Here is a 22,731-nt window from a genome sequence, read left to right on the forward strand (position 1 = left end):
GTTGAGATACTGAACTGTAATATTTAGGTGCTGAAGCAAATTATTCTGTAACTAAATCCTTGCGTAGAAAAGTTTATACCAATTCAAATAATGTTGGCAATACATCAATATATTCTAGAGGGCAAGGCAATGCCTTGCCCCTACAATCTGTCGCATTTTTGCAAATTGGTATCATTACAGATGTAGTATTAAATTTAATCTATTATTTTATTATCCTTATTGTTTTCTTAACCAGTCAGTGAATATATTGTTCAGACTAGTTAAGTTGGGTATATTTTAACTATTTGTTTTATCTAACTTATATTTTTCTTAATCTTGCACAGACAATATGATTAGCGATAAGGCAATCATCACGATTTAGATGCATTGCCTATATCAAGACAAAGTTTTACAGGGAATTAGTTTAGTGATATCTCAATTATGGTGACTTTAGTAGATAAGTTTCTAGAGTTAATTGCTACGTTCAATAAATGACATATTTGAACTTAAAAACTATTAGCTTTGGCTCTGAAACATATTCAAGTTAGTAGCTTGAATATGAATAATGCTAGTCAGTTTTTTGTGCTTAATTAAACGATTTTCCGGATAGGAGAAAGGGTGCATCAACCTTTTCTAGATATTACTTATTGAATCAGTAAATCTTGCAATCATAAATTGAGGAAATTCATGGCTAATACACCATTCGATACAACTCAACCTGCTCAAGTGAAGGGTTTGGGCGGTTATACCGTTAACCCAATTTTTACTGTTGGTGAAACCATAGATGGTTATACTCCACCAGGAATTCTCGATGGTGCAGGTGCTTATAAACTGAATGACACCACGGTTCGAGTACTGGTTAACCACGAAGTAGCTAACAATGTGGGCTATGCTTACACCCTCAAAAGTGGTGCTTCTTTACCGGGTGCGCGCATTAGCTATTTTGATATTGATAAGCGCACTCTGCAAATAGTTGATTCTGGTCTAGCTTTTGACACAATTTACAACCGCGCAGGGAAGGTTGTAGAGAAGGCTGCTGACTTAGAATTTGCAGGTCTGAACCGCTTTTGTTCCGCACAATTGGTAGAAGCTAATCAGTTTGGCGCTGGTTTGGGATTTAGCGATCGCATTTATTTTACTGGCGAAGAAACCGATGGTGGTACCCAGTTTGCCCTAGATACTGCTACTAATTCACTCTGGGCTGTACCTTGGATGGGTCGGGCGGCTTGGGAAAATGTCACTGAGCTGAACACAGGCCGCACTGATAAAGTAGCTTTATTAGTCGGTGACGATCGCGGCCCGGCTCCCTTAATTCTGTATGTTGGCGATAAGAATGCTAAGGGTGACGGTAGCTTTCTAGATCGCAATGGACTAGCTCAAGGAAAACTATACGTTTGGGTAGCTGACGATCCAGCAGATGTTTCTGACCCGATTGAAGCAGATGCAAGAGACTTTCAAGGTAGTGGAAAAAGTCGCGCTGGTAAGTTTGTGGAGATTGACTACTACCGCCCTGACTTAGCAGATACCGCTAAAGATGGTGCAGATGCAGATACCAGTATCCAAAATGAACTGGGTTATGATGCTCAAGGTTTTGCTACCCAAGCTCAACAAGATGCGCTGGCTAAGGAAGTCAAAGCTTTCTTATTCTCTCGTCCGGAAGATGTCGCCACTAACCCGGCTGATGGGACTCAAGCAGTATTGGCTTCTACTGGTCGTACAGGTTTATTTAATGATGTTGATACCTGGGGTACAACCTACAAAGTTGATGTTGATTTCGGTAGCAACCAAATCACAGCTAAAATCGATATCCTCTATGACGGGAATGATCCAGGTAACAAAGATTTCGGTTTGCGTAGCCCCGACAACCTAGACTGGGCTGATAATGGCAAAATCTATATCCAAGAAGACCGCGCCATTGGTGCAGACTTATTTGGTGCAACTTCAAAACAAGAAGCCTCAATCTGGCGCATTGACCCCGCAGCTACTAACCCAGCCGCAACCGCAACCCGTGTCGCGCAAATTGATCGTTCTGCTGTACCCTCCGGTCAAACCGACTCTAGTCCCACAGATTTGGGTAACTGGGAATCCTCTGGTATCCTTGATGTTTCTACACTGTTTGACTACGATCCCGGCGAACTACTACTTTTTGATGTGCAAGCGCACAGCCTTCGGGATGGTGCAATTATTAATGTTCCTGGTGTCGATACCAATAAAAATGGCAAGATTGAGCGTGAAGATAACCTGGTAGAAGGCGGTCAACTAGCTTTCCTGATTGCTCCTAATGCTGTTCCTAAAGTTGAGTTAGTGGGGTTTGCTTCTCTCCCTGCTGATACCTTCGCGGAAGGCCCGGCTTCTGGTAAGGGAATTTCTGCCAATGGGAGAACCGGGCCTTTCCCAGGACAACCAGTACAAGGTTTGAGTGGCGTACAATTCGCTAACAATAACTCTTTCTACTTCCTTTCAGACAATGGTTACGGCGCTAAAGATAACAGTGCAGACTTCTTGCTGCGTATCCAACGTCTAGACCCGAATTTTAAGGGAGCGGAAAATGGCGATGGTAGCGTCAAGTTTTTAGACTTCATCCAACTTTCTGACCCAGATAAAAAGGTTCCTTTCAAAATTACTAATGAAGGAACTACAGAAAGACTGCTAACTGGTGCAGACTTTGATGTTGAGTCATTGATTGTTGATCAAGATGGTAGTTTCTGGATTGGAGAAGAGTTTGGCCCCTACCTGCTACATTTTGACAGCACTGGTAAGTTATTAGAAGCTCCCATTGCGACACCCGACGAATTCAAGACTCTAGATGGGAAAGCACCAAAAGTTTTAGGCCATAGAGGTGCAAGCGGCTTTCGTCCAGAGCATACCCTGGAGTCATATAAACTAGCTATTGAGCAAGGCGCTGACTTTATTGAGCCTGACTTAGTAGTGACTAAAGATGGTGTGTTAATTGCTCGTCATGAACCTGCTTTAGCAATTTTGAATGCTGATGGCACTTTAAATACTGGCAATACCACCACCAATGTAGCTGAGATTGCCAAATTTAGCGATCGCAAGAAAACAGTCACCCTAGATGGTACCCAAATTACAGGTTGGTTTGCTGAAGATTTCACTTTAGCGGAAATCAAAGAATTAAAAGCAATTGAGCGTCTATCTTTCCGCGATCAATCCTACAACGGTCAATTGGAAATTCCTACCTTAAAGGAAATCATTGACTTAGTTAAGGATGTGGAAGCTAAGACTGGTAAAAAGATTGGCATCTATCCAGAAACCAAACATCCAACTTACACTGCTAAAGAAGCTACCTATGTAGGCACTGACACCAAAATTAACCGGAATTTGGGTCAGATACTCATCGATACTTTGAAGGCAAATAACTTCACCGATCCTAACCGCATTTTCATCCAGTCTTTTGAAGTTGGCAACCTCAAAGAACTGCATGATGACATCATGCCTAAGGCTGGGGTAGATATCCCACTGATTCAACTTCTAGATGCAAGTGACATCGACATCAACGGTAAGTTGATTGAAAGTCAGCCTTATGACCTCAAAGTTAGTGGCGACAAACGCACATACGGCGATTTGCGAACCCCCGAAGGCTTGGCGGAAATAGCTAAATATGCTGATGGTATTGGCCCCTGGAAACGCATGATTGTTAGCGTCAAAGGTACTGATGCTAATGGTGATAGCAAAGCAGATGATGTCAATAAGGATGGGGTAGTTAATGATGCTGACAAAACAACTTTACCACCTACAACCTTAATACAAGACGCTCATCAAGCGGGGTTACAAGTTCACCCTTACACCTTCCGCAATGAAAGTCAGTATCTAGCAGCAGATTACAAAGGTAATCCTGAACTAGAGTTTCAACAGTTCATTCAACTAGGTGTTGATGCTTTCTTTACAGACTTCCCAATTACAGGGGATAAAGTTAGGGATCTATTGAGCGATCCTCAGAATAATTTAGTACGCTCTCCCCAAAACCCCGATGTTCTCTCAGGAAAAGCTTTTGCCAACTTAGGCGGCTCTAAAGGCTTTGAAGGTGGTACAATCAACGCCAGCCAAACCAAGCTCTATATGCTGTTAGAGGGAACAGTTCAGGGCGATCCCACTGGTGCATTGCGGATTAACGAATTTGACATTGCTAGCCGCAAGTACACAGGTAAAGAACTCTACTACAAACTAAATAATCCAGCAAATGCGATCGGGGATTTCACAGTTATTAATGACAATGAATACCTGGTCATTGAGCGGGATAATAACCAGGGAGCAGCAGCTAAATTCAAGCGGATCTATAAAGTAGACTTGTCTAAAACTGATGCTCAAGGCTATGTCGAAAAAGTAGAAGTTGCAGACCTGTTAAATATCCAAGACCCTAACGACCTGAATGGAGATGGTAAAAAAACCTTTGACTTCCCATTCCAAACTATTGAAGATGTCTTAGTGATTGACAAAAATACCATTTTGGTAGCTAACGACAACAACTATCCCTTCTCTACAGGTCGTCCTGGGAACGATCCCAAAAATCCCATCATTGACAATAACGAAATTCTACTGCTGAAGTTGGATAAGCCGCTGAATTTGGCTCCTGGTGTAGGTCAGCCAAAAGCTGAAGAAATCAAGTTTGGTTCTAGCAACAGCGATGAGATTACCACCCAACCGAATCAAACCTTATTCACAGGTGATGGCGCGGATATTGTCACTGCCAACAAAGATAATAAAATCTTTACTGGCAATGGTGATGACATTGTCTTTACTGGTAGCGACGCTTCTATCTCTACTGGAGATGGTGATGATCAAGTTTTTGTCGGTGTCACTGGCCCTGCTAGCAACATCAACGCTAATAGTGGTGCTGGTAACGATGAAATTACAGTAGTAGAAGCCAAGGGTACTAATAACCTGTTTGGTGCTGCTGGTGCTGATACCCTCAAAGTGGTGGAAGGTTCTAGTCAATTGCTGTTTGGTGGTTCTGGTAACGACACCATCACCAGTAACGGTAAAAATAACCGCCTCTATGGTGGTTCCGGCGATGACAAACTTTTCTCTAATAGCAATGACACCATAGTTGGTGGCGATGGCGATGATGTGTTATTTGCTGGTGCTGGCGGTGGTAACCGCTTGACTGGTGGCGCTGGTGCTGACCAATTCTGGATTGCTAATGGTAGTCTACCTACTAGCAAGAACATTGCTACTGACTTTACCGCAGGAATTGATGTGATTGGATTGGGTGGTATTACACAAGCCAGTAAGTTCAGTGACCTAACGCTGTTACAACAAGGTAGCGATACTTTGGTGAAAGTAGGAAGTTCTGAGTTAGTTTCTTTACTAGGAACTACAGCAAACAGTCTCACAGCCAATAACTTCGTTTTCTCTGCTAGTGTGGTTTAATTTGCAAATGCAAATTAGGAGAGAAAATTAGTTAGCAGTCATCTAATCTGTAATTTTTTTTTCAGGCGAGGGAATACTACTTCCTCGCCATTTTCTATTTTATTAATCTCGTCTTTATCTTCAAGAAACTTCAAGAAATTGTTAACGTTAACTTGTTGATAACCTTTCTTAAACTTTGAGCTATTATTTTTGGTATTTAGTAACTAAAATTACCCCATATTATTTGTCCACATTAATTTAGAAGATTCCAGAAAATCATAATCCAAATTTTTTAATGGATAGGCATTTTATCCTGTATATGAATATGTGCTGTGCAGCTTTATTCACCAAATGGATTATTTCTGGAAAAGCCTTGAATGTGGATTGAAAGCATTTTGTCGCCAATTACTACTTAAGTCTGGCTATCTAGTCAAAAAGTTGAAATTTGACATCGGGAGCTAGGAGTAATTAATAACTTAGTCCTATCAAGGTGTGTTACTAAAATTCTGAGCAAACAGGGATATAAAAGCCAAAAATCTGCATTTATCTCTGGCTATTACCCTAATTTGATGGAAAAATACACACAAAACATTGCTAGCTGATGTTGGCAATTAAATTTACTATGAAACCTCACTAGGACTATAGTTAGCTACCCAATCTCCTGATGAATTGCAAAAACAAATACTTAAGGAGTATGAGGCATGGCTGATACAAACAGCAACGGTAGAAATGTGATTATTTTTGTTGCTGATGGTTTACGAAATGGTTCTGTAAACGCTACTGATACACCAACTTTATATAGCATCCGTCAGCAGGGAGTTAATTTTACTAACAGTCATTCCCTATTCCCTACATTTACCACTCCGAATGCTTCTGCGATCGCAACTGGACATTACCTCGGTGATACGGGTGATTTCAGCAACACTGTATATACTGGTTATCCAGTAATGAACTCCAATGGTAGTGTTACACCATTTATTGAAAACGATCCGATCCTTGCTGATCTCAATGCCAATTCTAATCTTGCCGATCCAGATACCAGTTTCAGCAAAAATAACTTCCTGACAGAAGAATCACTTCTAGCTTATGCCCGTGCTAGTGGGTATTCTACAGCGGCGATTGGTAAGCTTGGGCCAGTAGCAATTCAAGATGTTACTCAAAATAGCCGTACTGGTGGAACTACAACTCCGAATATTACGCCTGAGACTGTCATCATCGATGACAGCACATATATCAACAGCATTGCTAACGCTACAAATCCACCTGTTAACAGTGTTGGTTCACAAAGTGCAATTCCATTGAGCCAAGCGATCGCAACTGACCTGAATAATGCGGGTTTGATTGGTCAAAATGTCCCCGGTACAACCACTGTAGCCACTACTATCGGTAGCATCAGAAGCAATCAGCCTGCGGGGAGCTTAACAACAGCCGGAACCCTGAATCCTAATGCTCAACAACAGCAATACTTTGCAGACGCTACTACCAAAGCTGTCCTACCTCAGTTTGTGGCTGACATTGCTAGCAAAAATTCCCCAGGATTTGCCCTAGTTTATTGGTCTAGAGATCCTGATGGTACTCAACACAACAATGGTGATGCCTTTAACCCTGCTGATCCTGGCAACAACTCCCTCACCATTGGTATCAATGGCCCTACTTCCAAGAAGGGTATTCAAGATGCTGATGCCAACTTAAAGCAGATTATTGATTATTTGAAGGCGACACCAGACCCGGCAAATCCTGGTCATACGCTCTACGAAAATACAGATATTTTTGTGACAGCCGACCACGGGTTTTCGACAATCAGTAAGCAGGCTGTAGGGGTAAAATTTGATGCCGCAGGTACACCAACCTACATCAACACAACTAGCTATGCTGCATCCTTGAGCTATTACACAGTAGATGCTACTACTGGTGCGAAGACTCCGACTGTTCACGCTGGATTTTTACCCCCTGGTTTTGTAGCGATCGACCTCGCCCATGACCTTGGCGCGACTCTCTACGATCCTAATAAACCCACAGCCCCTGTTACTACCGCTAATATCAATAATATTCAGTACAGCGTAGTTGACCCAACCGCAGGTCAAAACCCTCTCAGCGGTAATGGTGTTATTGGTGGTAGTGGCAAGGTTGTCAATGGTGTAATTGACCCTAATACCCAAGTCGTAGTTGCTGCGAACGGTGGCTCAGATTTGCTGTATGTTCCCAGCAAGGATAAGGCCTTAGTGGCTAAGATGGTTTCGTTCTTGGCACAAAAAGATTACATCAGTGGTATTTTTACTGATGATACTTTTGGTGATATTCCTGGGGCACTCAAACTTAGCACTATTGGGTTGGTAGGTACTTCAGAACTTCCTACTCCTTCGATTGTCATTAACTTCAAAACCTTTAGCACCAACCCGAATAATCCTAACGATCCTCAAGCGCAAGTAGAAGTTGCTGACACGACTCTCCAGCAAGGACAAGGGATGCATGGCAGCTTTGGTCGCGGTGATACTTTCAATAATATGGAAGCGATCGGCCCTGACTTTAAAGCGAGTTATGTAGATTCTGCGCCTGTGAGTAATGCTGATGTTGCACCCACACTAGCTAAAATTCTGGGTTTCAATATTCCTAGCATTGGCGATTTAAAAGGACGCGCAATTACAGAAGCATTGGTAGGCGGGCCTGATACAGTTGCCTATACTACAGGAACTTCAATTTCTGACGCGGCTGCTAACGGTCAAACAACAATCCTGAATTATCAAACTGTAGGTAATACTCAGTACTTTACAGCCGCAGGATTTAGCGATCGCACTGTGGGACTTCAGGGACTACCACCAGATATTCAATTTGGTTCTAGCAACAGCGATAATATCACTGCTAAACCAGGACAAATATTATTCACAGGTGATGGCGCAGATACGGTAGATTCCACTAAAAACAACATCATCATTGCTGGAAATGGTGATGATACTGTGTTTGCGGGTAGTAATTCTTATATATCTACTGGAAATGGTGACGATCAAGTTTATGTCGGTGTGACTGGCCCTGCTAGCAATACCAACGCTGATGGTGGTGCTGGTAACGACGAACTCACAGTAGTCGAAGCCAATGGTAGCAATAACCTATTTGGTTCTGCTGGTGCTGATACCCTCAAAGTTGTCGAAGGTTCTGGTCAATTGCTGTTTGGTGGTTCCGGTAACGACACCATTACCAGTAACGGTAAAAATAACCGCCTCTATGGTGGTTCCGGCGATGACAAACTCTTTTCCAATACCAATGACATCATAGTTGGTGGCGATGGTGATGATGTGTTATTTGCTGGTGCTGGTGGTGGTAACCGCCTGACTGGTGGCGCTGATGCAGATCAATTCTGGATTGCTAATGGTAGTCTACCTACTAGCAAGAACATTGTTACTGACTTTACCCCAGGAGTTGATGTGATTGGGTTGGGTGGTATTACACAAGCTAGTAAGTTCAGTGACTTGACGTTGTTACAACAAGGTAGTGATACTTTGGTGAAAGTCGGTAGTTCAGAATTAGTTTATTTAATAGGAACTACAGCAAATACTCTTACAGCAAATAACTTTGTGTTTGCTGCTAGTGTGGTTTAATTTGCATCTGCAAATCAAGAGAAAAAAATAGCTAGAATTTATCTAAGCTGTACTTCTTTTTTCCTAGCGAGGGAATACTACTCCCTCGCCTTTTCATGTTTTATTAACCTCATCTTAATATGAAAAAAATTGAACAGTTGTCTATCAATAATTACTTGATAGAGATGAAAGGTTAAGGAATAATTAACTGCCACTAATTTTTTAGATAATGTCACAGGTCTATGCTGTAGATTGAATATCTTTTGAGATTGTCGGTTTGCCAAAACTAGAATTTTCTCGGCTTAACTTTTTGATAACCTTTCTTAAAGATTAGATACTCGAATTACCTCTTGCAGTGATTTGCTGTTTTCCTCTTTGCTCACTGGGGATGGTTTTGCGATCGCCTGCAACGGTAAACATCTCAATCAACGTCGGGTAAGGCTGCTGCTTAGGTTGTTTGGAGTGGCGATATCATCAATATTGCTATTTGACTATAAAAGCATTTAAGTAGAAGTATTAAATGTTATGTCGCTTTCACCGTTAGCTATTGATACTTTGTAGAAAGTAGAAAATACTGAGTTATCTTCATTCCCAGAAATGATATTCAACCCCCTGGCAGCAAATAACCTTACATTAATAGCTTAAAATTTGTTACAAAAAAAATTAATTAAGTTGTAATAATATCACCCAGAAGTGAGGGTATCAGTTTCTCAGCTTTTGGATCGATTAATAATTAAATTTTATGAATACAACACATTACTGAGTCAACCCGCATAAATCCTATCTAGCAACAGCTTTAGCTGCATAATTGAACAATATCAAGCCTAAATTATCAAATTATCACAGGATCTATAATGGAATTTCTAAGTATGCTAATGTATCGTTTTTAGACGAGTTGTAGCGTCTATGTGATGGTCAACATTAGCTAAATAGAGGTGATAAAATAAACCTGTTTTCCTAAAATACACCTAAGTAAAAATATAATCATGATTATTAACGGTACTGCTAATCCAGATGAGTTATTTGGCAATATTAATGACCAAGTATTTGGCCTTGAAGGAAATGACACATTAGATGCTGAGGCTGGGCAAGGGAGTAATACCCTTGATGGTGGGCCTGGTAACGATAAACTTTATGGAAACACTAAAGACACTCTCAAAGGTGGTGCTGGCAAAGACAGCTTATATGCTGTTGGGATTGGAGGCTCAAATAGCCTGGATGGGGGAGATGACAACGATGAGCTGTTTATCGTGGAGGGCAATAATAATACACTGGAGGGTGCCCTTGGAGACGATCAACTGTGGATCATTGAGGGTAGTCTTAACTTTCTCCGAGGAGGCGATGGTAATGATTCCCTCTATGCTGGTAAAAAGGGTGGCAAATTTACAGGCGGTGCGGGCAATGATATCTTTGACCTGACTAGTCAAGGTGTTCCCGATGTTCCTGTAGAAGTCTTGGACTTTACCAAGGGTGAAGATAAAATCCAGATTACCACCATCCCCGAAGTTAAGAGTTTTCAAGACTTAAAAATAGAGCAGATTTTAGTAAATGGGCAACCAGGCCCAGATACGGTAATTAGAGCCACAATCAATGGTGCATTAAAAGATTTAGGCATTTTAAGAAATGTCCAAGCCAACACTCTCACCGCCGATGACTTTGATTTATCCGTAGCGATTTTCTCGATTACTAATGCTTCAGCTGGAGAAGGAAATGCGATCGCTTTCACTGTAACTCGCTTTGCAGGTGCACAACTTGAGCAAAGCGTGACTGTATCTACATCGAAAAAAACAGGGGATACAGCCAGTGACACAGACTTTAAAGCGAAAACTGAAACCCTCACCTTTAAAACAGGAGAAACCCAAAAAACCTTTACAGTTGAGACAATACAGGACTCATTGGTAGAAAAAGATGAGACTTTCACCGTAACTTTAAGCAATCCCACCAATCAAGCCATCGTCAGTTCTACTCAAGGTACAGCCCAAGGAACCATTATCGATGACGATAAAAAATCTTTAGAGTGTACTACTGATGGTGATGTCTTCACCATCAGAGGCGAGAGTGATAAAGCCAGATTGAAAGTCAATCTCACAGGCTACAATTCTAAATCTGTCAACGAACTGGGAGTATTTGTTGTTGACGATACTCAAGGGAGAATTAACGGAATTGCGCCAGGTGCCGCAGGTTATGCTGAAGCCGCTTTAGCTCGTGCAAAAGTAATTTTCTCTGCGATCGCCAATCGTCCCAATGGCTTTAATATCAATAGCATCAAGAGCTTACTAGAATTTAGTTCTGGAGAGAATATCAGATTCTATTTAGTAAAAAATGGCACCATTGATGGTGTAAAGAATGGTAAAAATTCGATTGCAGATATACTATTTTCTGGTAGTACAACCCAAAAAATTACAGACTTAGGCTCTAATAGTTTTTCTCTGGCTTGGCAAGATGGTTCTGGTAGTAGCACTACTAGTTTCCAAGATTTGATTGTCCAGATTCAAACCACAAATGAATCCCTATCTTTAGGTACAAGTCAGCAAAGCCAGTCTCAAGGTGAATGTATTGATTTACGCAGTGTCACCCAACAAGTAAAAGCCAGCTTTGAACTGCATCGAGAAGCTAAATTCAATAACTATATTGGTTTCTTTAAAGCAGTTGATGAGAAAGGTGGTATTGACACCAATGGCGACGGTAAAGCAGATTTACTACCCGGACAAACTGGTTATACTCAAGCTGCTATTGGTGGTAGAGTTGGAGGCATTGACTTAACAGTTGATAACCAAGGTACAGCAACTTTTAACGGCAGTTTTCAAGGTGGTTCTGTCTTTGTACCATTTATTATTGTAGATGGCAAAATTGACGCATTTTTAGATAATAATGCCAATAACGATCCAGCTATTTACTTCCCGTTCTTGGGTGCTAACTCTGATAAAGTTGACCATATTCGCCTATTAGGAAATAACACCTTTGGCTTTGAAGATTTAGCCAACGGCGGCGATATGGATTATAACGATGTCATCGTCAAAGTTGATTTGACTATTGCGTAGTAACGTTTCTAAAACTACTGGGTGGCGGGCAATTTGCCCGCCATATTTATATATCAATACAGTTCAGTTAGCGTCAAAAACCTGATTTGCCGTAGGTTGGGTTGAGGAACGAAACCCAACATTTTCGGCGCTTTGTTGGGTTTCACTTCGTTCAACCCAACCTACATTTATCTGCCTTCTTCAACCTTAACTGAACCGTGGGCAAAGCAATGTAAACTACATCAATTTCGCCACTTCTTAAGCAATTGTCGTACTCTTCGTAAGAGAAAGCTTTGACTCCATATTGTTTACCTAGTTCGTCACTCTTAACTTGGTCTTCAGAAAATAATACCACTAATTGCGAATTTTCAGTTTGAGCAAAAGCAGGTAGCACAGTTTCTTGAGCAATCCAACCTAGTCCTATAACTGCGTAACGAATTTTGGGCTTCCCATTTGTAGCTGTCATTTACCAATCTCCTGATAGATTACTGAGCTTTAAACAATTGCTACTTGATAGCGATGTTGATAGGTTGGGCACTAGCTACAAAGTCAAAATCAAGATGAGCAAACAACATTCTTTCATCTACAGTTATTGAGTATGCTGTCAGATATTTCCTATAAGCAAAGAAGTCCAAACTGATTTCTACCCTGACAATGTTGCAAAGGTTTGATCATTTGGAGTAGGTTTTGCCCAGCTGGAATTTTCTACATCACTAAAAAGTTGTCACTTATTTTAAAGTTAAAAATTTACAGTCTTAGCTCCATCCTCCTACCGATTGATTCAGGTAGCTGCTACCATTTGGGATTTTACTGTGAGATTATCAATGATGTTCTGCGCTAGCATAAACTGCAATCTATGTATTGCATTTATTTTTATCAATATTAATAAAATTTTGTCAGTATAAATAACCAGATTGTTGTTAATTAGTGAAAAAATTAGTCTCTAGATGGATGCTCGAATATCTAAGGGGCTGAAGATATATAATTCTTCATTCATTAGAATTATAAAAATAGAAATCTCACAATACAGGAGTTGATATGACTTTACCAATTAAAGAAATTATATTAGCGCCAGGAGAAGGTAATCACTTAATCATTGGTGACAGCCAAGTGACCTTCAAAGTTATTGGGACTGATACTAACGGTCACTTGGGATTGTTTGAAAACTTGATACAACCTGGGGGAACCGCACCCATATTGCATATTCATCGCCAGATGGAAGAAATGTTTTATGTTTTAGAAGGAGAAGTAGAAATTATAGTTGGTGAGCAAACAATACAGGGTCTACCAGGAGCTTTTGTATTAGTTCCTCCAGGAACTCCTCATACATTTAGCAATCCAGGAAGCAGACCTGCGAAGTTATTAATTATGTTTTGTCCCGCAGGAGAACGCGAAAAGTATTTTGAGGGTTTAGCTAAACTGCTTAAGGAGGGACAACCAACGGATAAAGATGCTCTCCTACAATTGATGCGACAATTTGACCAAGAGCCAGTAGAGAGTTAATACTAATTCAAAATTTAAAATTCAAAATTAGGAAAGCCAGATGTTCTTGGGTTTGGAAGTTTACATCTGTTGCTGAAGTTTTTGAAAAAATTTTAGTAAGCCGTAACGCACGAAAAGCTTTGGGTTTGATGCGTTACGCTATCGCTAACGCATCCTACGTACGCGATTTTAAAACTAAAATATGAGTCCTATAGTAAATAGTTAAACACTAATTGCGATCGCCAGTATTCAAAATCTTCAAAATCGCATTCACAATGATTTCAGGTTGGTCTATCCAAACAAAATGTCCGCTTTTCTCAGCCTGAATTTGTACGCAATTTGTAGATAAATTGAGGATTTCGCTATGCATCTGCTCTCTTAATTTATTAGCAGCCTTGATAGGTAGAAATATAGCCCAAAGAGAAGGATGGAAAAAAGTCTTGGCTTTAATACTAACTATGGGTAAAGCATCAAAGTAATTAGCTAGTTCAACCTGGCGGCTACTAATATCTAAATTTAATATTTCTCGACTCATCGTTATCCAGTGCTTGGGACGGCAGAAAGAACGCTTGACTGGTTTTAAAATCAATTTAGGAAATTTAATTAACTCGCGTTTGATTAACTCAAATACCCCCATGACTTTGAGTAATCGCACAATACCCAGAATGGAACCAATAAAGGACATCACAAATCCTGATAAAAAAAACAGTTTCAACAACTGTAAAGGGATGGGCATTTTCAGCATCGCGGTTTCGTGAAGTCCATCGGTAAGCACCATTCCCATAACTTTTTCGGGAAAGTATTGTGCATACAGCCGCACGTTGTAGCTACCGAAAGAATTTCCCACCAAAATATAGGGTGGCTGAATATTTGCTTGAGTCAGCAGATAATCCAGTTCTGCAACTATTTGGGCACTAGTGCGCGGATATGGACTATGATCGCTCCAACCGTATCCAGCGCGATCGTAGATGCAAACCCTTGTATGTTTGGCTATCTCTGGTAGCAGTAAATAACCTTCTAAACCGCCTAAACTGTGTTCTACGATCACTGTGGGGCCAGACTCGCCCGCAGTGTAAAGGTGCAAGCTATAACCACCCACATCAATCAGTTTACCTGGTGGAGGTTGACGATTTTCCATTAAGCAAGCGATCGCACCATAGCAAGTTGTAGCCAACAGCAAAATACTGTTGAAAGAGGATAACATTGTTTAAATATGTAGTCTTGTTAGTTCTTTAACCAGCGCCAATTATAACGGTTCCATTCGTAAATTCCTTGAATTTCATATTCAGTACCGTTATAGAAGCGGACGACACAATTGCTAACCCAATCATCGCCATTATTAGTTTCATCAACTTGCAAGACTACGCAGGAATACCATTCTCGCTTACAGGGGCCATCGTCTTGTACCCATTCCCATAAAGCATTGGAAATTTCAATGCGATCGCCTACTCTCAGCTTTAGTGCATCTTCACAATAAGTATATTTTTCAAAATGATATGGTTGAACGCGATTTAGCCACTGTACGCCATAGCGTTCGCGGATAAATTGTACTTCTCCAGAGTCTTTCTCGTGCAACCAATCGTTAAGTAATTTTGTTTTCCAAATTTTGTCTTCTGCTTCTTGTGTTCTCACAAACTGCAAAAATGCAGCCAATTCCTCTGAAGTCAGTTCATCCAAGGGATTAGCAATCTCTAACACCCCAAATTTAGAATTTCCTTGGATTTTCTCTACCACTTGCAGTAATATCTGTTTTTGCGTATCAGTGAGAGGACAGCTGGCTGCATCACAACTTTTAAAGGCTGCTTGCAAAGCTGCTTGAATCTCATCCGGAGTCATAAGTTAATAGCAAGTTAAGGGTTGTTTTCCCTAATTATTACAAAAGTGAAATGCAACTCTCCAATATCTTTGGTCAGGAAATTCAGGTAAGCTGGGGTTAAAAACAGTTTTAGTTACCAAGTCCTGAATTATTCAGTAGTGCAGAGTAGCCCTATAACTATGAGCGTTTAGCAATGCTCAACCCTTCAGGGTATGGAACTAGAAATGAGTACTAATGTGCTTTGTTTTACCTAATAGCCAACCCTACTGAAGTCATAAATTCTGTCTTTGGTATCAATGTTACGGAGATTTCGTTACAACTATTTTTAGATATGAAAAATAACAGCCGCATCACTTATTGGTTTCATTTGCTAGCTTTAGGTCAGCTAAACTACTCTTTGCTCAAGGAATTAATTGCACGCTTAGTAACTGTGTGGTTAAAACCAATTAAGGTAATATTTATTTCTTGCCTCTTGGGAGCTTTATTATTGGTGTTGACTCCCCCAGCTTTAGCGCTGACACAAATTAAATTATTCGATATTTCTTATCAGGATTGTCCGCCAGAATTAGCAGAAGGTGCTGTTATTAGTAGCGGTTCTGCGGCTGCTAACTGTTTTATTGTTACAGGCAAAGCCGAGAATGGTACTTATAAAACCGTCTACGATGCAGATATTTTTGGACGCATCTATGATGCTAACAACGACCCAGTGCTACAAAACCGCACGCGTTTGGGATCTATTGCCGAAATTCCCCCAGGTGTGAGCGATTTTGAATTAAGAATCTCTGTACCTGCAAATCAACCCACTCCATTAAAGCTGAAGCAGTTTAAGGCTGCTGGGTTTAGCGGTCAGGTGCGGAAATAAGGGATAGGGAATGGGGAACTCGGGGCCCCCTCTGGGGATAAAAAATTGGAGAGCAATTTTAGAGTTATTGTCCCTTGAGCGAGCCACAGGTAACGAAAATATTTTGTTGAATGCGATCGCCTGCGGACAACATTTTACCAATTACCCCATGCCCAATGCCCCAAGTATGCAAGAAAGTTGAGGCAAATGTCAAAATTGGGACTAAAGCCTCGTACAATTGATATCACTTATGCTTAACTCAGGAGAGTGTAGCCATGCCGATGGCGGTTGGCGTAATTGAAACTTTAGGTTTTCCTTCAGTCTTGGCAGCGGCAGATGCAATGGTTAAATCTGCGGCAGTCACACTAGTGTATTATGGGCAAGCGGAAAGCGCTCGCCTGTTGGTTGCAGTTCGGGGACAAGTTGCTGAAGTTAGAACAGCAGTGGAAGCAGGAATTGCTGCTGGAGAACAAGTAAAGGCTGGTACAGTTATCACCCATTACATCGTTCCCAATCCTCCAGAAAATGTGGAAACCATCCTTCCGATCCACTTTACTGAAGAATCTGAACCTTTCCGTATCTTCTAAACAAGTTCATCATAAAAATTTGTGGTTAAGCTTCGTACAATGTAACTTGTAGCGCCACATAAGTTAATTCATACAGGAGATTGTTAATGTCACTACAGGCAGTTGGAGCATTAGAAACTAAGGGTTTTCCTGCTGTTTTAGCCGCAGCCGATGCGATGGTAAAAGCCGGTCGAGTTACCCTTGTTGGTTATATCAGAGTAGGTAGCGCTCGTTTTACAGTCAATATTCGTGGCGATGTTTCTGAAGTTAAAACCGCGATGGCGGCTGGTGTGGAAGCAGCGGAAAATGTTTATGGTGGAACTTTGGAATCTTGGGTGATTATTCCTCGTCCCCATGAAAACGTTGAAACTGTTTTACCTATTGGTTATACAGAAGCAGTACAACAATATCGGGAATCTGTAGAAAACCCCATCATCAGAGGTAACGGGCGGTAAGGGATTGACAACTCAAAAAGTATCCTAACGCATTTAGGCAGGGGAGCCAGCGTCGTGGAGGGGTTTGTTTGCCGACTTGTACCCCTGCGCTTAAGCAAGCTACGCGTAGCGTCTCCGACAGGAGAGGCGACTGGCGTGACAGGGAGCAAGGGAAAGAAAGAGTCCTGTTAATTCCCAAAATTGGCATAATTGATTGTTTAGATGTCAAAGCGGCCTACACTTACAACTAGTGCAAGTGTAGGTACTTTCGTGATAGCTGCTGATAACAGAATTACCATTGAGGTGCTTTGGTGAGTAAATGGATGACTGATTGCTGTTCTATTGGTTGAGAAAACAGAAATCCTTGAGCAAATTCACAGTTTAAGCTTCTCAATTGGTCTAACTGTTCTCTAGTTTCCACACCTTCTGCGATCGTTCTCATGCCCATTGAGTCTGCAATCCCAATCATAGCCGGCACTAAACCCATGTCTTCTTGATTTTCCTGCATCCGTTTGACAAATGACTTGTCAATTTTTAGCGCACTCAGTGGAAAGCTATGCAGGTAACTTAAAGAAGAATAACCTGTACCAAAATCATCCATCACTAATTTAATGCGACGCTCTTGTAATTGCTGGAGAATTGTTTTCACAGCATGAATATTCTCCATAATTACGCTTTCTGTAATTTCTAGTTCTAAGTTCTCGGGATTGACTTTGGTTTCATAAAGAATTTCATCAATTTGAGCAATTAAGTTGGGTTGTGAAAACATCCGCGCACTTAAATTGACACTCATCGTAATGGGTTGGGTAATTTCTGGGTGATTTTCCCACAAATGTAATTGTTGGCAAGCTGATTGCAATACCCAGGTGTTGATATCACTAATCAAACCTGTTTCTTCTGCTACCGGAATAAAATCGGAAGGTGGAATTAGTCCCCGCTGGGGATGTTTCCACCGGACTAGGGCTTCAAAACCAGCGATTTTACCTGTATAGAGGGAAACTATGGGTTGATAGTAAACAATAAATTCTTGTCTAGCTACAGCTCTGCGTAAATCATTTTCTAGCTCTAAAAGTTGGATAGCTTCTTGATACATGATCGGGTCAAAAACGTGATACCTGGCTCTCCCTAAAGCCTTGGCCCGATACATGGCTGTGTCAGCATCGCGGAGTAAATATTCGGGAATATCGTATTCTTTATTACCCCAAGCAATGCCAATACTGGCATTCATAAATACTTCATATCTAGTCAGTTTAAATGGCAGTGATAGCTGCTGCAGAATATTTTCCGCAACTTCCAATACCATATTCATATTTGTGGGGTCTTCTAGCAAAATACCAAATTCATCACCACCCAATCTGGCCAGAGTATCATTTTCTCTTAACGATATTTTGAGGCGGTGAGCAATGGCTAATAGTAATTCATCTCCTACTAAATGACCTAAAGAATCATTGACAACTTTAAAGCGATCGCAGTCTAAATAAAGTAGAGCGAATTGATAATCAGAATTTTGTTTGGCTCTGTTTAAGGCTTTCTCTACGCGCCTAATAAATAAAACTCGGTTGGCTAAACCAGTTAGAGAATCGTGCAATGCTAAATCTAGCAGTTTACTTTGTAATTGTTGGCGCGAAGTAACTTCGTCTTGGAGCTTGTGTAATGCGTTCTCTAGCTCCCAAGTACGTTGTTTGACTCTTTCTTCAAGTTCAATGTTGAGCTTGATTATTTCTAGTTGTGCAGATCTGAGTGCCAGTTGATTTTGTACGCGAACTAATACTTCTTGCAATTCAAAAGGTTTAGTGATGTAATCTACACCTCCTACCTGAAAGGCTTTGATTTTATCGAAAACATCATCTAAGGCACTAATAAAAATTACCGGAATATTTGTAGTCATATCCCAGGCTTTCAAACGTTGACAGACTTCGTAGCCATCAACTTCTGGCATCATAATATCTAGTAATATCAAGTCTGGCAAGACTGTTTGGCAAGCAGTCAAAGCCATTTGCCAGTTCAAAGCTTTACGGACGTTATATCCTTCTCTAGTCAGGAGCGAGGATAAAACTCGGAGATTATCTGCCATATCATCAATGAGCAGGATATCTTTTTTGTCAGGTTCTAACCGCTCGTAGTTCATTCTGCGTTTGTTGTAAGTAATTCCATAATTTTTTCAAACTGATAGTTGTTAGCTAAATCCCGCAGCAGTTGAAAACAGGGGCTTTTTTCTGGGGGGATTTGCTCAAGCAACTGCAAAATCATGTCATCGCTACAGCTAGCTGCAGCATGACGTATATTAGCTAACCACTGCGGTGACATCTGTGATAAATGCCACATAAGTTCAGCTTCTGTGGAAAATATTTCTGTTGTTGGATTGATAACTGCTGTTTGTAAGCTATCTACTTGATTGATATATTCTACACCTAGATGTTCGCTGACTTTTTTGAGTAAGACTTCTTTGGTAAATGGTTTGCGAATAAAATCATCACAACCTGTTGAGAGGATGTTCTGTCGTTCTTCCTCAAAGGCACTAGCAGTCAAAGCAATAATAATAGTATTGCTATTGATGCCCAGAGGCATTGTGGAGCATTGGCAAGCTAGTTGCAAGAGTGGATTGAAATAATTTTTTTCTTGAGCTTTGATCACTCTTGTGGCTTCATAACCATCCATAACTGGCATCCGCATATCCATAAAAATCAGATGGGGTTGCCATTCCATCCATTGCGCGATCGCTTCTTGTCCGTTTGTCGCCTCCTTCACGACAAATCCTATGGATGTCAGTAATTTCACTAGTACCAGCCGATTATCTCTAGCATCGTCAACTACCAAAATGCGGTATTCTGGTTGACCTGGTGCTAAACCAACGATTTGGTCTTGACATTGTTGCTGTTTGACTTCGCTGGCTGAGGCGGGGTGAATTTGAATATCAAAGGTAAATTTACTACCCTCCCCTAAAGTACTAGTTACAGTAATATCGCCATCCATGAGTTGCACATATTTGCGGCTAATTGCCAAGCCTAGCCCTGTTCCCTGTTGGGAGTTTCTGCCAGTTTCGGTTTGCCCAAAGGCTTCAAATAATAAATCTATTTCTTGCGGTGCAATCCCAGGGCCAGTATCTTGAATTTCAAAAATTAACGATTGGCAAGATTGATGCTCGTTTTCTATTCCCCAATCTCCAGACTCCAGCCTGACGCGCAGTGTCACTATACCTTGTTGAGTAAACTTAATGGCATTACCCAAGAGATTGAGCAAGACCTGCCGCAGTTTGCTTTCATCTGTTTGCACATATTGGGGAATATTCGGCGCATATTCAAATACCAACTGTAAATCTTTGGCAGCAGCCCGGAAACGCAACATTTCTTCCAAGTTGCCTAAAAATCGAATAAAGTCAAAACTGTTGATATTCAAGGTCGTTTTGCCAGCTTCGATTTTCGACATCTCCAAAATGTCGTTAATTAAATTGAGGAGATGCTCGCCAGCACGATTGATAATGGCTAAATTTTCTTGATGTTCAGCCGATAAAGAACTGTCATGGCTCATGACTTGGGCAAATCCCAAAATAGCGTTCAGTGGGGTACGTAATTCATGGCTCATGTTAGCTAGAAATTGGCTTTTAGCACGGTTTGCCCGTTCAGCAGCGATTCTGCCTCTAGCGGCAATTTTTTGGGATTGAATCAGCTGTTTTTGGGTAGTTTGCAGCTTTTGAATTACCTTGAGCAGTTCTTGGGTACGTTTTTTGACTTGTGATTCTAACAGGCGATTGTATTCTGCTAATAATCTGTCGGCTTGTTTGCCTTGGGTAATATCAGTAGCAGTGGCGATCGCTAAATCAATCTGCTCTGATTCTCCCATGATGGGCATTGTTAAAGCCTCTGGTGCAATCATCTGTTGTGGTTGGGGAATTTCTAAATTATCTAAGTTGATACTTTCCCCTGGTAATGCTCTTAAACCAGACAGGCGTTCTCTAACAACCAGCCGCTTACCATCACCACTGCGGTTTTGCTGCTTAGTTTCAGCCAGATAAATCCGATAAATTTCTAATAATTGTTCAGCAGAAAATTCAGCTACCATTCCTTCAGCCAGCATTTGTTGACTAATGTAATTCATATGAGCATGATGAGCTATTTCTACTGGTGTGACTGCTAATAATTTACTAGGTTGAATCTGACTGTTCCCTAAGCTTTTATTTAAAAATCTCTGTTTTGCTTGCCAGGTAGTAATCGACCTTTGCAGTTGCTTTTCCATATAATTAAATGGGTAAGTCAGTATCCCGAGTTTTTTGACTGGAGAAATTTCTCCTGTTGGCTCCCAGATGCTGGAAGTAATTTTTTTGGTTGATTGATTTAATCGCAGAATTTGCTTGAGCAGCCAACGAGTAGTTAAAATACCTAATTGGGTAACCGCTAAAAAGGCGGCTATAGATAATAAAAAAGAAGTGTTGTTGTTAGCATTAATTTGTTGGATGACATCGGCTTCGGAAACTACTACGACAATCAACCAATCCAAGCCAATATCGTCGCGCCAATTTTTTACCTGTACAAAATAACGTCCTTGTGTGGTGGAAAAGCTAATCTGTTGTTTACCAACAATGAATCCTAGACTGCCAAAACGTTTGAGTAAATATTCTGTGGTCAATTTGATTAATTCATCTTGACTATCTACTGCTAATAACCGTTTTGCCTGACCTTGAATCATACTGTATGGTGGTTGATTTTTGGAGTCAGCTACTATTAGCCCAGAACGCTCCAAAATAAAGATTCTTCCTCCTTGCCCAACGTTTAAGTTACCTAAAAAATTTCTAATATGTGACAAAATTAAATCTATACCCACCACTCCTACTAGCTTATGAGTGTGATCGTAAAGTGGTGAACTCGAAGAGATAGATAAAACTTCTGGTTTCTTCTCCCATGCCGAAATTTGACTCCAGTATGGCTTCCCCAGATTCACTGCATTGATATACCAAGTTTCTAGGCGAGGATCGTAATTTTTGACTTCTTGAAGATGGGTATGATTTTTTTGGCTATCTGTGGCATAAACATACAGTTTACCAATACCCTTTTTTTGAGAAACCTCCTTAATCAAGAGTCTACCGTTATCTAGCCTTTGAACACCGATAAATTCACCTTTGGGGTTGGCAAATTTATTGTAATGAATATGAAAAAACTGCATTTGTTTCCCCAGGTAATTTTCGGTTGCTTCCACATCAGTATGCTTGAGCAAACCTACCTGCATCAAATCCCAGTTAACTTGGTTAATTTGCTGGGGAGTAATTAAGTGTTGTTCGAGGTGGTGTTCAATGCGATCGCAGATTTCCTTTTCTAACTGAATTGCCAGATCTTTTACCGCTTCTTGTCTACTATGCAACCACACATAGCCTATCAGTCCTACCGATCCACAAAATTGCAACACCAAAGGCACAATTAATATAGATTTGAAGGGCATCCTATTGATATAGGCCTGTTCAAATAAGCGGTTGAGAGATTTGACGTGATGAAGTTTAGATAACATTGTGGTGTAATTTGATCCCCATTGTTAACCTATGGGTCTTCTTGCCATATAAATTACAAGGAATATAAGCATTAGTACTACTCTTTTTAGGAAAAGTTATTATGCACTTAACCTAATTTTGTATAAAAGTAGATCGTACTAGTGTTTTTAATACTATA

Annotated in this window: 12 protein-coding genes and 1 pseudogene; 8 read left to right on the forward strand and 5 right to left on the reverse strand. The window is 40.7% G+C overall.

Annotated elements, in window-relative coordinates; translation table 11 throughout:
• The first annotated feature begins 666 nt into the window (after positions 1–666).
• From HGR01_RS23035 to HGR01_RS23045, 3 genes are all read left to right on the forward strand, one after another.
• Entirely contained in the window at positions 667–5,367 is a 4,701-nt protein-coding gene (locus HGR01_RS23035) for an esterase-like activity of phytase family protein (RefSeq protein WP_155539530.1), read from the forward strand.
• A gap of 680 nt (positions 5,368–6,047) precedes the next feature.
• Entirely contained in the window at positions 6,048–8,939 is a 2,892-nt protein-coding gene (locus HGR01_RS23040) for an alkaline phosphatase family protein (RefSeq protein ID WP_045873183.1), read from the forward strand.
• Positions 8,940–9,904: 965 nt separating this feature from the next.
• Complete coding sequence (locus tag HGR01_RS23045; protein WP_045873184.1) at positions 9,905–11,959, forward strand: DUF4114 domain-containing protein; 2,055 nt, start codon at positions 9,905–9,907, stop codon at positions 11,957–11,959.
• A 199-nt stretch (positions 11,960–12,158) separates the two neighbouring features.
• Here HGR01_RS23045 and HGR01_RS23050 read toward each other — a convergent pair.
• A pseudogene (locus tag HGR01_RS23050) lies at positions 12,159–12,404 on the reverse strand (Gfo/Idh/MocA family oxidoreductase); the annotation flags it as partial.
• Positions 12,405–12,976: 572 nt separating this feature from the next.
• Here HGR01_RS23050 and HGR01_RS23055 point away from each other — a divergent pair.
• Positions 12,977–13,441, forward strand: a complete 465-nt coding sequence (locus HGR01_RS23055; RefSeq protein ID WP_052335349.1) for a cupin domain-containing protein — start codon at positions 12,977–12,979, stop codon at positions 13,439–13,441.
• A gap of 208 nt (positions 13,442–13,649) precedes the next feature.
• Here the strand turns inward: HGR01_RS23055 and HGR01_RS23060 are convergent, their stop codons facing one another.
• Positions 13,650–14,624 carry an alpha/beta fold hydrolase gene (locus tag HGR01_RS23060; RefSeq protein WP_045873186.1) on the reverse strand — a complete coding sequence of 325 codons (975 nt, stop codon included), beginning with the start codon at positions 14,622–14,624 and terminating at the stop codon, positions 13,650–13,652.
• A gap of 20 nt (positions 14,625–14,644) precedes the next feature.
• The gene (locus tag HGR01_RS23065; protein WP_045873187.1) at positions 14,645–15,256 is read right to left on the reverse strand and encodes a hypothetical protein; all 612 of its coding nucleotides are present in this window, start codon (positions 15,254–15,256) and stop codon (positions 14,645–14,647) included.
• 311 nt (positions 15,257–15,567) lie between these two features.
• Between HGR01_RS23065 and HGR01_RS23070 the strand changes: the two genes are divergently transcribed.
• The 4 genes from HGR01_RS23070 (at position 15,568) to HGR01_RS23085 (ending at position 17,098) form a co-directional block, all read left to right on the forward strand.
• Positions 15,568–16,098 carry a biotin carboxylase gene (locus HGR01_RS23070; RefSeq protein WP_369792191.1) on the forward strand — a complete coding sequence of 177 codons (531 nt, stop codon included), beginning with the start codon at positions 15,568–15,570 and terminating at the stop codon, positions 16,096–16,098.
• Between the two features lie 10 nt (positions 16,099–16,108).
• On the forward strand, positions 16,109–16,279 hold the full coding sequence (locus HGR01_RS23075; protein ID WP_155539532.1) for a hypothetical protein: 171 nt from the start codon (positions 16,109–16,111) through the stop codon (positions 16,277–16,279).
• 73 nt (positions 16,280–16,352) lie between these two features.
• The gene (locus tag HGR01_RS23080; protein WP_045873188.1) at positions 16,353–16,664 is read left to right on the forward strand and encodes a carbon dioxide-concentrating mechanism protein CcmK; all 312 of its coding nucleotides are present in this window, start codon (positions 16,353–16,355) and stop codon (positions 16,662–16,664) included.
• A gap of 86 nt (positions 16,665–16,750) precedes the next feature.
• Positions 16,751–17,098, forward strand: a complete 348-nt coding sequence (locus HGR01_RS23085) for a carbon dioxide-concentrating mechanism protein CcmK (RefSeq protein ID WP_045873189.1) — start codon at positions 16,751–16,753, stop codon at positions 17,096–17,098.
• A 271-nt stretch (positions 17,099–17,369) separates the two neighbouring features.
• Here HGR01_RS23085 and HGR01_RS23090 read toward each other — a convergent pair whose 3' ends face one another.
• Positions 17,370–19,205, reverse strand: a complete 1,836-nt coding sequence (locus HGR01_RS23090; protein WP_045873190.1) for a GGDEF domain-containing response regulator — start codon at positions 19,203–19,205, stop codon at positions 17,370–17,372.
• Positions 19,202–22,573 (reverse strand): hybrid sensor histidine kinase/response regulator, encoded by a 3,372-nt coding sequence (locus tag HGR01_RS23095; protein ID WP_045873191.1) that lies wholly within the window; start codon positions 22,571–22,573, stop codon positions 19,202–19,204. Before HGR01_RS23095 ends, HGR01_RS23090 begins: the two co-directional genes overlap by 4 nt.
• Positions 22,574–22,731 lie beyond the last annotated feature (158 nt).

It is taken from the genome of Tolypothrix sp. PCC 7712, from assembly GCF_025860405.1.
GTDB classification, from domain to species: Bacteria; Cyanobacteriota; Cyanobacteriia; order Cyanobacteriales; family Nostocaceae; genus Aulosira; species Aulosira diplosiphon.

What these genes read in the sequence shown, in the direction of transcription:
- HGR01_RS23095 (WP_045873191.1), bottom strand. Translation starts at nt 22,573, where the DNA reads ATGTTATCTAAACTTCATCACGTCAAATCTCTCAACCGCTTATTTGAA.
- HGR01_RS23055 (WP_052335349.1), top strand. Translation starts at nt 12,977, where the DNA reads ATGACTTTACCAATTAAAGAAATTATATTAGCGCCAGGAGAAGGTAAT.
- HGR01_RS23065 (WP_045873187.1), bottom strand. Translation starts at nt 15,256, where the DNA reads ATGACTCCGGATGAGATTCAAGCAGCTTTGCAAGCAGCCTTTAAAAGT.
- HGR01_RS23075 (WP_155539532.1), top strand. Translation starts at nt 16,109, where the DNA reads ATGGGGAACTCGGGGCCCCCTCTGGGGATAAAAAATTGGAGAGCAATT.
- HGR01_RS23060 (WP_045873186.1), bottom strand. Translation starts at nt 14,624, where the DNA reads ATGTTATCCTCTTTCAACAGTATTTTGCTGTTGGCTACAACTTGCTAT.
- HGR01_RS23090 (WP_045873190.1), bottom strand. Translation starts at nt 19,205, where the DNA reads ATGAACTACGAGCGGTTAGAACCTGACAAAAAAGATATCCTGCTCATT.
- HGR01_RS23070 (WP_369792191.1), top strand. Translation starts at nt 15,568, where the DNA reads ATGAAAAATAACAGCCGCATCACTTATTGGTTTCATTTGCTAGCTTTA.
- HGR01_RS23085 (WP_045873189.1), top strand. Translation starts at nt 16,751, where the DNA reads ATGTCACTACAGGCAGTTGGAGCATTAGAAACTAAGGGTTTTCCTGCT.
- HGR01_RS23035 (WP_155539530.1), top strand. Translation starts at nt 667, where the DNA reads ATGGCTAATACACCATTCGATACAACTCAACCTGCTCAAGTGAAGGGT.
- HGR01_RS23040 (WP_045873183.1), top strand. Translation starts at nt 6,048, where the DNA reads ATGGCTGATACAAACAGCAACGGTAGAAATGTGATTATTTTTGTTGCT.
- HGR01_RS23045 (WP_045873184.1), top strand. Translation starts at nt 9,905, where the DNA reads ATGATTATTAACGGTACTGCTAATCCAGATGAGTTATTTGGCAATATT.
- HGR01_RS23080 (WP_045873188.1), top strand. Translation starts at nt 16,353, where the DNA reads ATGCCGATGGCGGTTGGCGTAATTGAAACTTTAGGTTTTCCTTCAGTC.